We start from the raw sequence: 12,409 nt of genomic DNA on the forward strand, positions 1-12,409 counted from the left end.
GCCGTCAGGCCCACTTGGCCGTCAGGACGTTGATGCCGGGGTAGGGCTGGGCCCTTATGCCGGTGAGCCGGCGCGGGTCCCAGGCGGTGATCAGCTCGTTGTGGACGACCGGGTAGAGGACGGCCTGCTCGGCGACGACGTCGACGTACTCCTGGATCATCGCCGTCTTCCGGTCCGGGTCCGGTTCGCGGGTGGCCGCGTCCATGGCGGCGAAGAGCCGCTTGGCGACGGCGTCGTCCGACCAGCGGGCGTAGCCCATCCAGAGGTTCCCGGGGCCGTAGTTGTAGCGCATGATCAGGTCGGCGTCGAGGCCGAACTGGTTGGGGTTCGAGACGGCGGCGACGACCTGGTAGTCCTGTTTCTGGTCCATCTTGGTGAACACGGCCGTGGTCTCCTGGGGTGACAGGGTCGTGGCGACGCCGACGGCGTCCCAGGACGACTTGATGGTGGGCAGGCAGTCGACGAGCCAGCTCACGTCGACCGCGAGGATCTCCACGCTCAGGCGGCGCACTCCGGCGGCCTTCAGGAGCGCCTTCGCCCGGTCCGGGTCGTGGCCGTAGACCGTCCTGGCCCTGCGGTAGGCGGGGTTGGTCTCGTTGAGGAACGAACTCGCTGGCCTTCCGTGGCCCTTGAGGGCGACCTCGACCAGCTGCTCCTTGTCGATGGCGTAGTGCAGGGCCTGGCGGACCCGGACGTCGTCGAAGGGCTTGTGCCGTGTGTTGAACATCAGGAACAGGTTGTTCATCCCGGCGCCGCCGCCGACCGACAGTCCGCCCTGTTCGAGGCGGGGGATGTTGGCGTAGGGGATGTTGTCGGAGATCTGGGCGCCCGCGCCGGCGCCGGAGATCCTGGCGACCCGTGAGGCCGCGTCGACGATCGTCAGCCAGTTCATCGCGCGGAAGGCCGGCCGGCGGGGGCCGTTGTAGCCGTCGTACGCGGCGAAGGTGGTGTTGGACTTCGGGTGGTGCGCGGTCTGCCGGTACGGTCCGGTGCCCACCGCCAGTCCCTTGATCGCGTCGTCCCAGGCACCGGGCCGGGAGAACACGTGCTTCGGCATGATCTTGGCGAGGGTGAGCCGGGCGAGGCCGTCCGGGAAGGGGAAGGCGAGGACCAGGTCCACGGTCATGGTGCCGACCTTGCGGACCTCCTTCAGCCAGCCCGCGAAGAAGCCCTTGGCGAGGGTCTGGGTGCCCGGATCGAGGATGCGGTCGAAGACGAAGACCACGTCGTCGGCGGTGACCGGGGTGCCGTCGTGGAAGGTTGCGCCGGGGCGCAGGGTGAACCGCCAGGTGGTGGCGGACGGGTCGGCGGGCAGCCGGGTGGCCAGCGCGGGGTAGGGCGCGCGGGTGATCGGGTCCGTGTCGGCGAGGCCCTCGTAGATGTGGTTGTTGGCGGCCATCGCGAACGCGGACGCGGTCTGGGTCGGGTCCCAGCTGCCGTCGTTGCCGTAGCCGATGACGGCGGTGAGGGTGCGGTCGGTGCCGTCGCCGCCGAGGTCGATCGTCGATCGGGGTCCGCAGGCGGCCAGCGTCGTCAGCGAGGCGGTCGCGCCCAGCGCCCCGGCGTGTTTCAGGAACGTCCTGCGGCCGTGGGTCGCCTCGTCGCGCACGGTGCCTCCGGCGTGGGGGGAAGGAGACGTCGGACTCGTGTGTAAGCGTGACCATAAGAGGGGGTTTCGGGACGGTCAAGGCAGCGCACACGAATGGCGTAAACCATCAGAGGTCGGACCGATGACGCGCGCCGGACATGCCTGGGGCAGGGTCCTCTCGTAGGAGGGGTCCTGGTCGGAGTCGTAGACGAGTGTGCCGTCGTGGCCGTGTCCGCGGACCCGTGGGCGGCGGTGACCTGGCGGTCCAGGGTGCCGGTGGCGACGAACCAGCCGTGGTCCAGGGCGGCCTCGCGGGTGCTGCCGCCGCAGGCCCCGCCGCCGGATCTCGGGGCGGGGCACCGGTGACGGCCGGACCTCCGCGGCGTCAGGTCCTGCGCGTGGTGCGGGTCGCCGGTGAGCGGATGGACGGTCCGCACCGGAGGGGACCACCGCGCTCTGACGAATTCCTGGAACCGGGCCTCGAGTTCGGCCCGCATCAGCCACCCCCTCACCCACCCGGCCATCCGGCGCGCCGATTCGGTTGCCCGGCGCCCGGGTTCAGGGCCGGGGTGCCGCCACCCGCCGGAACTCGATCGTGTCGTACGCCGTCCGCGTCCCCGTCTCGTAGAGCACTCCCACCGTGCCGCGGTTCACCTGCACCAGGTCCGAGTAGGCCGCCTTGAGGGTGGACAGGGTGAGGAGCTGGTCGAAGCTGATGCCCTGGTCCGTGCTGGTCCACAGGGCCATGGCCTGGCGGGCGGTGGGGACCGAGGGGGCGGAGAAGAGCAGCGGGGCGTCGGGGCCCTGGAGCTGGAGGACCGAGCCCTGGACCACCGGGACCCGGCGCAGGGTCGGCTGGACGGTGTAGGGCGCGTCCAGGGTCTGCCCGCCGTCGCTCGACCAGGCGTCGAGGCGGTTGCCGGGGCTGGAGCCGTTCTGGTCACGGGCGTTGAAGTAGATCCGGCCGCCGGGGAGCTGGGCGGCGGTCGTCTCGTTGGCGTTGTCGCGGCCGGTGTAGGAGTCGTCGGCGAAGCCGAGGTGCCAGCGGTGGCCGCCGTCGTCGCTGTAGATCGCGTGGCCGCCGTAGTACCTGGCCTCCCGGCCGGTGTCGGTGGAGCCGGCGCGGGGCGGCCCGGAGTGGTCGGCGGCGACCACCAGGCGGCCGCGGTGCGGTCCCTCGGTGAGGGCGACGGCGTGGCCGGGACCGGTGGCGTACCAGCGCCAGCCGGCGCGTTTGACCTGTGCGGTGATCTCCCGCGGGGCGGTGAAGGAGCGGCCGTCGGTCCTGCTGCGCTGCACGAACACCCGGCGGCTCTGCTCCTCGGTGACCTGGCCGCGCATGATCTGCGCCTCGTTCACTGAGCCGTCGTTGTAGGAGGTCACCAGGACGACGTCGCCGGTGCGCGGGTCGACCACGGGCGCCGGGTTGCCGCGGGTGTCGCCGTTGCCGTCGGTCACCACCTGGAGGGGGCCCCAGGTGCAGCCGCCGTCGGAGGAGCGTCGGAGGACCACGTCGATGTCGCCGCTGTCGCCGGTGGTGCTGTGCCGGCCCTCGGCGAAGGCGAGCAGGGTGCCGTGGCCGGTGCGGACGGCGGCCGGGATGCGGAACTGGGCGTAGCCCTCCGTCCCTGACGTGTAGGGCACGGAGGACTCGCAGGTGGCCGCCCAGGCCTTGGGTGCGGCGGTGAACGCCCCGAGCAGCAGGGCGGCGGCGAGGGAGATCCGGCTCGCACGGGTCACAGGAGACACATGGCTCACGCCTCCATGGTCCTCCACGCCGTCGCCACCGCATCCCCGCAACGGCCGAACGGGTGAGGCGCTCTGGCGCACCGTCAGGTCAGGACGGGGTGCGGGCCGCCGCCAGCAGGCGGGTCACGTCGGCGGCGCAGATGGTCAGGGCCGCGCCGACCGTGCCGAGGACCTCGCGCTCGGCGTTGGTGTAGGGGCCGTCGGCGAGCGCGATCCGGGCGGCCTGCAGGAGCAGGGACTCGCGGCCGCCGGGGGCGAGGTGCGGGGCCAGCGGGTCGAGGGCCTCGTGCAGTTCTATCGCGAGGCTCGCGCCGCCCGGCTGCTCGAAGACCCTGCCGGTGTCGGCGGCGAGCGCGTCGACGAGGGCGCTGAGCCGGTCCTCCGTGGCGTCCTCGAAGCCGGCCGCGCGGACGGTGCCGGCGGCCGCCTCCAGGGAGGTGCGGGCGCAGGTGCCGCCGGCGGCGAGGACGGCGAGGGCGACGGTGTGCACGGCGTCGCGCAGCATCGCCGAGAAGCGGGAGGTGGTGGGGTGGTCGAGGACGTCGGTGCCGAAGTGGTGGCGGCAGGCGGCGCACTCCACGACGGGTCCGGTGGTGCCGCGCGGCAGCACGGGCACGCCGAGCAGGGTGAAGCGGCGACGGCCGGTGAGCCGCTGGTAGTTGCGGTCGCCTCCGCAGCCGGGGCAGAAGAACTCGCCGTCGCCGACGGGTGTCCATGCGGTGCGGGTGCCCAGAATGCGGGCAGGCCTGGCGGTTCGGCCGTCTCGTCCCCGTACTGGCAGCACGTCGCACCTCCTTAACGCCGTGGCAACATCGCCACCGCTGGCGTGATGTTAGCCACATCGGTGAGGTGGAGTCAGTACCCCGTACGAGACCTTTCCGTGACCTCCACGGCCCGATGGCCGGTATACGACGGGGCCCTGATCGCGGCAACTCGCGATCAGGGCCGGTAAACCGCCGGTCAGAGGGGTTATCGCGTCGCGCGGTTGACGGCGGAGACGACCGCCTTCAGCGAGGCACGCGTCGTGTTCGCGTCGATGCCGATCCCCCACAGAACCTTGTCGCCGATCGCGCACTCGATGTACGAGGCGGCCTGTGCGGAGGCGCCCTCGCTCATCGTGTGCTCCTGGTAGTCCAGGAGCCGTACGTCGATGCCCAGGCCCTGCAGCGCGTCGAAGAACGCGGAGATCGGTCCGTTGCCGGAGCCGGTCAGGACGGTGTCCTCGCCGTCGACGACGGCCTCGACGGTGAGGGTGTCCACGCCGTCGGTGTCGGTGGTCGACTGGCCGGTGCGCACCTGGACGCGGCCCCAGGGGTTCTCCGGGTTCGGCAGGTACTCGTCCTGGAAGACCGCCCAGATGTCGGAGCCGGTGACCTCGCCGCCCTCGGCGTCCGTCTTGGCCTGGATGAGCCGGGAGAACTCGATCTGCATGCGGCGCGGCAGGTCCAGCTTGTGGTCGTTCTTCAGGACGTAGGCGATACCGCCCTTGCCGGACTGCGAGTTGACCCGGATGACCGCCTCGTAGGAGCGGCCGACGTCCTTCGGGTCGATCGGCAGGTAGGGCACGGCCCACTCGATGTCGTCGACGGTGACGCCCCTGGCGGCCGCGTCGGCCTCCATGGCGTCGAAGCCCTTCTTGATGGCGTCCTGGTGGGAGCCGGAGAAGGACGTGTAGACCAGGTCGCCCACGTACGGGTGGCGCGGGTGGACCTCCATCTGGTTGCAGTACTCCCACGTACGACGGATCTCGTCGATGTCGGAGAAGTCGATCTGCGGGTCGACGCCCTGGGAGAACAGGTTCATGCCCAGGGTGACCAGGTCGACGTTGCCGGTGCGCTCGCCCTGCCCGAACAGGCAGCCCTCGACGCGGTCGGCGCCGGCCATCAGTGCCAGTTCGGCGGCGGCGACGGCGGTGCCGCGGTCGTTGTGCGGGTGGACGGAGAGCACGACGTGCTCGCGGCGGGACAGGTTGCGGTGCATCCACTCGAAGCGGTCCGCGTGCGTGGACGGCGTCGAACGCTCCACGGTGGCGGGCAGGTTGAGGATGATCTCGCGGCCCGGACCGGGCTGGTAGACGTCCATCACCGCCTCGCAGACCTCCAGCGCGAAGTCCAGTTCGGTGTCGGTGAAGATCTCCGGGCTGTACTGGTAGCCGAACTCGGTCTCGGGGCCCAGCAGTTTCTCCGCGTACTCCATCACCAGGCGGGTGCCGTCGACGGCGATCTGCTTGATGTCGTCCCTGGAGCCGCGGAAGACCACCCGGCGGAAGACCGGGGCGGTGGCGTTGTACAGGTGCACGGTGGCCCGCCGGGCGCCCTTCAGGGACTCCACGGTCCGCTCGATCAGGTCCTCGCGAGCCTGGGTCAGCACGGAGATCGTGACGTCCTCGGGGATCGCGCCCTCCTCCTCGATGATGGAGCGCACGAAGTCGAAGTCGGTCTGGCCGGAGGCGGGGAAGCCGACCTCGATCTCCTTGTAGCCCATCTTCACCAGCTGGTCGAACATCCGGCGCTTGCGCTCGGGCGACATGGGGTCGATCAGGGCCTGGTTGCCGTCGCGCAGGTCGGTGGAGAGCCAGCGGGGCGCGGTGGTGATGCGCCGCTGGGGCCAGGTGCGGTCCGGGATGTCCACCTGGTCGTAGCGGCCGTACTTGTGGACCGGCATGGTGGTGGGCTGCTGGCGGTTCGCCATGATGCGGGGCTCCTCAGGATGTCCGGAAGGACGGCCGACGACGCAACACGAAGCTCCGCGGGGAGGGAGTCGACCTGGACTACAGGCCCTCGCCGCGGCAGCTAAGAAGAAGCAGCCCGAAACGCATGATGCTCCGCATGCTAGTCGAGCCCCTTCGGACGCGGGGCGCCGTATCAGTATGCGGGACCGCGAGAACGAAAGGGACAAAACGTGCGCCATACCACTCACGCTCACGCAGAGTCATCAATTGTCGCGGTATTTCATCAATCATGGTTGCGGGTAGTGACACCGGCATGACCCAGTGCGAGGGTGCGGTGCATGACGACCAACGGGGGCTCTGAGCCCGTCATCCGCCGCACGCCCGTTTTCTGCGGGATCGTGCCGCCGCACATCCTCGACCAGCTCGCCCGGCACGAGGACGGCGCACTCGCCGACTCCGCGCTGCGCACCCTGCAGCACGACTCCGCGGCCCGTACCCGGCGCCGGGTCACCGCCGTGCGCACGCTGACCGCCGTCGCCGCCCCGGCGGCCCCGGACAGCGCGCCGCGCCGCACGGTCTACGACGCCGGGCACGGCACCGACCTGCCCGGCACCAAGGTCCGCGAGGAGGGCTCCGAGCCCGGCCGGGACGCCAGCGTCAACCGCGCCTACGCCGGTCTCGGCGCCACCTTCGAGCTGTACCTGAAGGCGTACGAGCGCGACTCCATCGACGGCGCCGGACTCGCGCTCGACGCGAGCGTGCACTACGACCGCGACTACGACAACGCCTTCTGGAACGGCGAGCAGATGGTGTTCGGCGACGGCGACGGCGAGATCTTCACCGACTTCACCAGCTCCGTCGACGTCATCGGCCACGAACTCACCCACGGCGTCACGCAGTACACCGCCAACCTGGAGTACTACGGCCAGTCGGGCGCGCTCAACGAGTCGGTCTCGGACGTCTTCGGCTCGCTCATCAAGCAGTACTCCCTCGGCCAGACCGCCGACCAGGCCGACTGGCTGATCGGCGAGGGGCTGCTCGCCGAGGGCGTGCGCGGGGTGGCCCTGCGCTCCATGAAGGCTCCCGGCACCGCGTACGACGACCCCCGCCTCGGCAAGGACCCGCAGCCCGCGACCATGGCCGGCTATCTGAGGACGAACCGCGACAACGGCGGCGTCCACATCAACTCCGGCATCCCCAACCACGCCTTCTACCTGCTCGCCGCCGCCCTCGGCGGCAACGCCTGGGAACGGGCCGGGCAGATCTGGTACGACGTGCTCACCGGCGGTGACCTGCGCGCGGACGCCGGCTTCACGGACTTCGCGAAGCTCACCGTGGCCGCGGCCAGGTCCCGCTTCGAGGAGGGCGAGGAGAGCGAGGCCGTCCTCAAGGCGTGGGCCCAGGTGGGTGTGCAGACCGCCTGATCCCGTACTACACAGGGACCCATGCGTATTCAGGTGAGGCGAACGGGCGGATTCGCGGGCATCGAGCGGCAGGCCGAGGTGGACACCTCGGGGCGGCCCGACGCCCAGGAGTGGCAGACCCTGGCCGAGCACGCGCTCGCGGCCGGCCGGGGCGCGCCGCCGCACGGCGTGCCGGACGGGTTCGCGTACCGGATCACGGTGGACGGGCGGACCGTGTACGCCGCCGATCCGCAGCTGACCGCCGGACAACGGGAGCTGATCACAAGGGTGTTGAAGGAGGGCGCCTGAACGACGCCGGCAACGGGTAGTTCACGCAAGGACGTTGACTTCCGTTACCGGTGGTAAGGATGATCCCGGCCATGGCGACTGACGCGGTCCATCCGGCACCCCCGCTCCCCGGCTTCCCCGACGGCTTCCTGTGGGGTGTGTCGACCTCGGCCCATCAGATCGAAGGCGCGGCCGACGAGCGCGAGTCCTCCGTGTGGGACGTGTTCTCGGCCGCGCCGGGCCGCATCAAGGACGGCTCGACGGCGGCGGTGGCCTGCGACCACGTCCACCGCCACCGCGAGGACGTCGCCCTGCTGGCCGGTCTCGGCGTGGACGCGTACCGCTTCTCCGTCTCCTGGCCGAGGGTGCGCTCGGCCGGCGGCCTGGACTTCTACGACCGGCTGGTGGACGAGCTGTGCGCGGTGGGCGTACGCCCGGTCCCCACCCTCTTCCACTGGGACCTGCCCACCGCCCTGCACGACAAGGGCGGCTGGCTGGAACGGGACACCGCGGCCCGGTTCGCCGACCACGTCGCGACGGTCGCGGACCGGCTCGGCGACCGCGTCCACAAGTGGATCACCCTGAACGAGCCCGCCGAGCACACCCTGTTCGGCCACGCCCTCGGCGCCCACGCCCCCGGCGAGCGGCTGATGTTCGACGCGCTCCCGGCCGCCCACCACCAGCTCCTCGCCCACGGCCTGGCGGTTCGGGCGCTGCGCGCGGCGGGGGCCGCCGACATCGGCATCGCCAACTCCCACGGCCCCACCTGGCCGGCCTCCCCCGCGCAGCCGGACCTGGACGCGGCCGCCTTCCACGACCTCCTCCTCAACCGGCTGTTCGCGGAGCCGGTCCTGCTGGGCGCGTACCCGGACGGCATGGGCGACCTGATGCCGGGCGACGTCGCCGCGGACCTCACGGTGATCGCCGAGCCGCTCGACTGGTACGGCGTCAACTACTACGCCCCGACGAAGGTGGGCGCCCCGCGCGGCACCGAGATCGAGTTCGGCGGCCTCACCCTCCCGGCCGACCTTCCCTTCTCCGTCCAGGACATCGAGGACGTGCCGGTGACGGACTTCGGGTGGCCGGTGGTCCCCGAGGGCCTGACCGAACTCCTCACCGGCTTCCGGGACCGCTACGGCGACCGGCTCCCGCCGATCGTCATCACCGAGAACGGCTGCTCCTACGAGGGCCTCGACGACCAGGACCGGATCGCCTACCTGGACGGCCACATCCGGGCGCTGCACCGGGCGGTGGAGGCCGGGGTGGACGTGCGCGGCTACTTCGTCTGGTCGCTGCTGGACAACTTCGAGTGGGCGGAGGGCTACGCCCGCCGGTTCGGCCTGGTCCACGTGGACCACGACACCCAGACGCGGACCCCGAAGTCGTCCTACCGCTGGTTCCGCGACCAGCTCCGGGCCCAGGGATCCCGGGCGCGCGGATGACCCGGACGCGGGAGCCGGCCGCGCTGGCCGAACCGGCCGAGCGGGTCGGCCGGGGCTGGACCGCGGCGCTCAGCCTCGCCAACGGGGCGATCTGGGTGGGCTGGTACGGGCCGCTCCAGATCCTCCTCGCCTCCCAGGCGAAGGACTTCGCGCCCGGCTCCGGGATGTCGAAGGAGACGATGCTCGCGTGGGTGACGGGCGTCGGCGCGGTGGTGTCGCTGGCCGCGAACCCGCTCTTCGGCGCGCTGTCGGACCGTACGGCGTCCCGCCGGGGCCGGCGTACGCCGTGGATCGTCGCGGGCACGGCCGGCGGGGCGCTGTCCCTGCTGCTCCTCGCGGGCGCCGGCGGCCTGGGGACGATGATGCTGGGCTGGTGCCTGGTCCAGCTGACGCTGAACGCGGCGTTCGCGGCCGTCACGGCGGCCGTGCCGGACCGGGTGCCCAGGAGCCAGCGGGGCGCGGTGGGCGGCTGGCTGGGCGCCGCGCAGATCCTCGGGGTGGTCGGCGGCACGGGCCTGGCGACGGCCGCCGGGGGCGTCGGGGCGGGCTATGCGGCGTGCGCGGTGTTCACGGCGCTCGGCGTGCTGCCGTACGTGCTCCGCTACCCGGACCTGCGGCTCGCGCCCGCGGACCGGCCGCCCTGGTCCCGGCGGGGCTTCCTCGCCGGGTTCTGGCTCAGCCCGCGCCGCCACCCGGACCTGGGCTGGGCGTGGCTGACCCGCTTCCTGATCAACCTCAGCAACGCCCTGGTCCTGCTCTACCTGCTGTACTACCTCCGCGACCGCCTCCACCGCTTCGACCCCGAGCAGGGCGTGCTGATCCTGACGGCGGTCAACGGGCTGACCCTGATGGCCACCGTCGTGGTCGGCGGCATCTGGTCGGACCGGGTGGGCCGGCGCAAGCCGTTCGTGATCTGGTCGGGGATGCTGATGGCGGCGGCGACCGCGCTGCTGGCCGTCTGGCAGACCTGGCCGGGGGCGATCGTCGCGGCGGCCCTGCTCGGCGTCGGCTTCGGCGTGTTCACCTCCGTCGACTTCGCCCTGATGACCGACGTCCTGCCGACGGCCCTGGACCGCGGCAAGGACCTCGGCGTCATCAACGTGGCCAACGCCCTGCCCCAGGTCGCCGCCCCCGCCCTCGCCGCGCCGGTCGTGACCTACCTGGGCGGCTACCGGGTGCTCTACCTGCTCGCGGCGGTGATCGGGCTGGCGGGGGCGGGGCTGGTGGGGCGGATACGGGGGGTCGACTAGCCGCTCAGCCGCTCACAGGGCGCCGGCGTCGCGGGCGGTCCACACGCTCGGGTAGATCGGGCGGAAGCCGAGGTCGCGGCGGATCCGCTGGTTGGACATGATCCCGAACCAGGGGTCGGGGTCGGTGCGGGTGTGCTGGTCCGCGGGCATCTCCACGCCGTTGAGCCGGTGCAGTTCGACGGTCGTGACCGGCGCGTCGTCGGCGATGTTGTAGAGCGGGCCGCCGACCGCCGGGGCGTACAGCAGACGCATCAGCCCCTGCCCGACATCCGCGTGGTGGGCCATCTGGAGCCGCTGGGCGGGCGCCCAGTGCACGGCCCAGCGCATGACGGCGGCCAGGTGCGGATCTCCCTCGCCGTAGACGAACGGCAGCCGCCCGATCCGCACCTCCATGGCGCCCGCCAGCGCGAGCAGCTCCCGTTCGGCGGCCGCCTTGGACTCCGGGTAGGCGCCCCACAGCTCGCCGCCGGGCCGGCTCTCGTCCTCCTCGGTCAGCGGCCTGCCGCGCCCGGTGCCGTACACGTTCCCGGTGCTGACCTGCACGAACCGTCGTACGCCGGCCGAGCGCGCGGCCTTGCCGAGGGCCACCGCGGCATCGCGGTTGACGGCCCACGCCTCCTCGTCCGGCACCCCGCGGAAGGCCGCGGCGACGTTCACGACGGCGTCCGCCCCGGCGACGGCCTTCCCGAGCGCCTCCTCGTCCCGCAGGTCGCCGACGGCCACCTCGGCGCCGAGGGCCGCGAACGGCTCGCCGCGGGCCGCGTCCCGCACCAGCACGCGCACCCGCTCCCCGGGCCTCGTCTGGCCGAGCAGCCTGGGCACGAACCGCCGTCCGACCTGTCCGGTCGTTCCGGTGACAAGAGTGATCATGACGTTCTCCTTCTGGGGCCTTCGCTCCGTCACCACCACCCTCGGCCCGCCGGCCCGGCACCGGGAGAGACCTCCCGATCAGGGGAGCGGCAGTCCCTGGATAAGCCGGGCGGCCCGCGTCACCCTGGAGGGGTGAACCGCCCCGAACTCGCCGACTTCCTGCGCCACGCCCGCACCCGCCTGGACCCCGCCGACGTGGGCCTGGCCGCCGGCTCCCGTCGTCGCACGCCGGGACTGCGCCGCGAGGAGGTGGCGTCCCTGGCCGGCATGTCGGCGGACTACTACACCCGCCTCGAACAGTCCCGGGGCCCGCGCCCGTCCCGCCAGATGCTCACGGCGATGGCCCGCGCGCTGCGGCTGACGGAGGACGAACGCGACCACCTGTTCCACCTGGCCGGTGAGGAGCCGCCGCGCCGGGAGGCGACGAGCACCCACGTCCGCCCCGGCCTCCTGCTGGTCCTGGACCGGCTGCACGACACCCCGGCTCTGGTGACGACCGACTACGGCGAGGTGCTGGCCCAGAACGCGCTGTCGCGGGCGCTCAGCGGTGACGTCCTGGCCCGGCCGCCGCGCGAACGCAACCTGCTCCGGCGGTACTTCCTGGACCCGTCGGCCCGTGACCTGTTCCCGCCGGAGGACCGTCCGGCCCACACCCGGGACCACGTGGCGTCCCTGCGGGCGGTGGCCGCGGCCCGCCCCGCCGACCCGGCCCTCGCCGCTCTCGTCACCGAACTCCGTTCGGGCAGCGAGGAGTTCGCCCGCCTGTGGGCCGACCACGAGGTGGCGGTCCGGCGCGCCACGACCAAACGCTTCCTGCACCCCGTCGTCGGCCTCCTGGAACTGGACTGCGAGGTCCTCCTGAACGCCGACACCCACCAGCAACTGGTCGTCCACACCGCCCGCCCGGGCACCGCGTCCCACGAACGCCTGCGACTGCTGCGGGTGGTGGGGCTCCAGGACATGGCACCGAGCCGCTCCTGACCCCTCGGACACCGTTGCCGGGACGCACGCGCACTGAAGTGGACGACGGCGACGGAGGTTGTGGGTGATGGCGGGGTACCGACCGGCGGACTGGCAGCCACTCGATCTGGACCGGGACCCGACGCCCGGCGACCCGCGGCGCGTCCGCACGCTCGCGTCCGGGTTGC

Annotated in this window: 10 protein-coding genes; 5 read left to right on the forward strand and 5 right to left on the reverse strand. The window is 72.3% G+C overall.

The annotated features are described in order from the left end of the window. Positions 1 to 4: 4 nt before the first annotated feature. From ACIRQ9_RS12740 to leuA, 4 genes are all read right to left on the reverse strand, one after another. The gene (locus ACIRQ9_RS12740) at positions 5 to 1,609 is read right to left on the reverse strand and encodes an ABC transporter substrate-binding protein (protein WP_404170743.1); all 1,605 of its coding nucleotides are present in this window, start codon (positions 1,607 to 1,609) and stop codon (positions 5 to 7) included. 537 nt (positions 1,610 to 2,146) lie between these two features. Next, positions 2,147 to 3,328 (reverse strand): exo-alpha-sialidase, encoded by a 1,182-nt coding sequence (locus ACIRQ9_RS12745; RefSeq protein WP_404170931.1) that lies wholly within the window; start codon positions 3,326 to 3,328, stop codon positions 2,147 to 2,149. Positions 3,329 to 3,425: 97 nt separating this feature from the next. Next, entirely contained in the window at positions 3,426 to 4,121 is a 696-nt protein-coding gene (locus tag ACIRQ9_RS12750; protein ID WP_404170745.1) for a TerB family tellurite resistance protein, read from the reverse strand. A 185-nt stretch (positions 4,122 to 4,306) separates the two neighbouring features. After that, entirely contained in the window at positions 4,307 to 6,028 is a 1,722-nt protein-coding gene (gene leuA, locus ACIRQ9_RS12755; RefSeq protein WP_404170747.1) for a 2-isopropylmalate synthase, read from the reverse strand. Positions 6,029 to 6,346: 318 nt separating this feature from the next. On the opposite strand from leuA, the gene ACIRQ9_RS12760 reads away from it, so the two are divergent. From ACIRQ9_RS12760 to ACIRQ9_RS12775, 4 genes are read left to right on the forward strand one after another with little or no spacing between them, the layout of a single operon-like run. Continuing rightward, the gene (locus tag ACIRQ9_RS12760; RefSeq protein ID WP_404170750.1) at positions 6,347 to 7,432 is read left to right on the forward strand and encodes a M4 family metallopeptidase; all 1,086 of its coding nucleotides are present in this window, start codon (positions 6,347 to 6,349) and stop codon (positions 7,430 to 7,432) included. Between the two features lie 21 nt (positions 7,433 to 7,453). Then, positions 7,454 to 7,720, forward strand: coding sequence for a protealysin inhibitor emfourin (locus ACIRQ9_RS12765; protein ID WP_404170753.1), 267 nt, complete (start codon positions 7,454 to 7,456; stop codon positions 7,718 to 7,720). A gap of 59 nt (positions 7,721 to 7,779) precedes the next feature. Next, positions 7,780 to 9,141 carry a GH1 family beta-glucosidase gene (locus ACIRQ9_RS12770; RefSeq protein ID WP_404170756.1) on the forward strand — a complete coding sequence of 454 codons (1,362 nt, stop codon included), beginning with the start codon at positions 7,780 to 7,782 and terminating at the stop codon, positions 9,139 to 9,141. Continuing rightward, positions 9,138 to 10,391, forward strand: coding sequence for an MFS transporter (locus ACIRQ9_RS12775; RefSeq protein WP_404170759.1), 1,254 nt, complete (start codon positions 9,138 to 9,140; stop codon positions 10,389 to 10,391). The genes ACIRQ9_RS12770 and ACIRQ9_RS12775 overlap by 4 nt, the downstream gene beginning before the upstream one ends. Before the next feature lie 12 nt (positions 10,392 to 10,403). On the opposite strand, the gene ACIRQ9_RS12780 is transcribed toward ACIRQ9_RS12775, so the two are convergent. Continuing rightward, the gene (locus ACIRQ9_RS12780) at positions 10,404 to 11,261 is read right to left on the reverse strand and encodes an NAD-dependent epimerase/dehydratase family protein (protein ID WP_404170762.1); all 858 of its coding nucleotides are present in this window, start codon (positions 11,259 to 11,261) and stop codon (positions 10,404 to 10,406) included. A 132-nt stretch (positions 11,262 to 11,393) separates the two neighbouring features. Here ACIRQ9_RS12780 and ACIRQ9_RS12785 point away from each other — a divergent pair, with 132 nt between their 5' ends. Then, positions 11,394 to 12,242, forward strand: a complete 849-nt coding sequence (locus ACIRQ9_RS12785) for a helix-turn-helix transcriptional regulator (RefSeq protein ID WP_404170765.1) — start codon at positions 11,394 to 11,396, stop codon at positions 12,240 to 12,242. Positions 12,243 to 12,409: the final 167 nt, after the last annotated feature.

The organism is Streptomyces sp. NPDC101237 (assembly GCF_044767465.1).
In the GTDB taxonomy this organism is placed as follows: Bacteria; Actinomycetota; Actinomycetes; order Streptomycetales; family Streptomycetaceae; genus Streptomyces; species Streptomyces gramineus.

What these genes read in the sequence shown, in the direction of transcription:
- leuA (WP_404170747.1), bottom strand. Translation starts at nt 6,028, where the DNA reads ATGGCGAACCGCCAGCAGCCCACCACCATGCCGGTCCACAAGTACGGC.
- ACIRQ9_RS12760 (WP_404170750.1), top strand. Translation starts at nt 6,347, where the DNA reads ATGACGACCAACGGGGGCTCTGAGCCCGTCATCCGCCGCACGCCCGTT.
- ACIRQ9_RS12765 (WP_404170753.1), top strand. Translation starts at nt 7,454, where the DNA reads ATGCGTATTCAGGTGAGGCGAACGGGCGGATTCGCGGGCATCGAGCGG.
- ACIRQ9_RS12770 (WP_404170756.1), top strand. Translation starts at nt 7,780, where the DNA reads ATGATCCCGGCCATGGCGACTGACGCGGTCCATCCGGCACCCCCGCTC.
- ACIRQ9_RS12775 (WP_404170759.1), top strand. Translation starts at nt 9,138, where the DNA reads ATGACCCGGACGCGGGAGCCGGCCGCGCTGGCCGAACCGGCCGAGCGG.
- ACIRQ9_RS12780 (WP_404170762.1), bottom strand. Translation starts at nt 11,261, where the DNA reads ATGATCACTCTTGTCACCGGAACGACCGGACAGGTCGGACGGCGGTTC.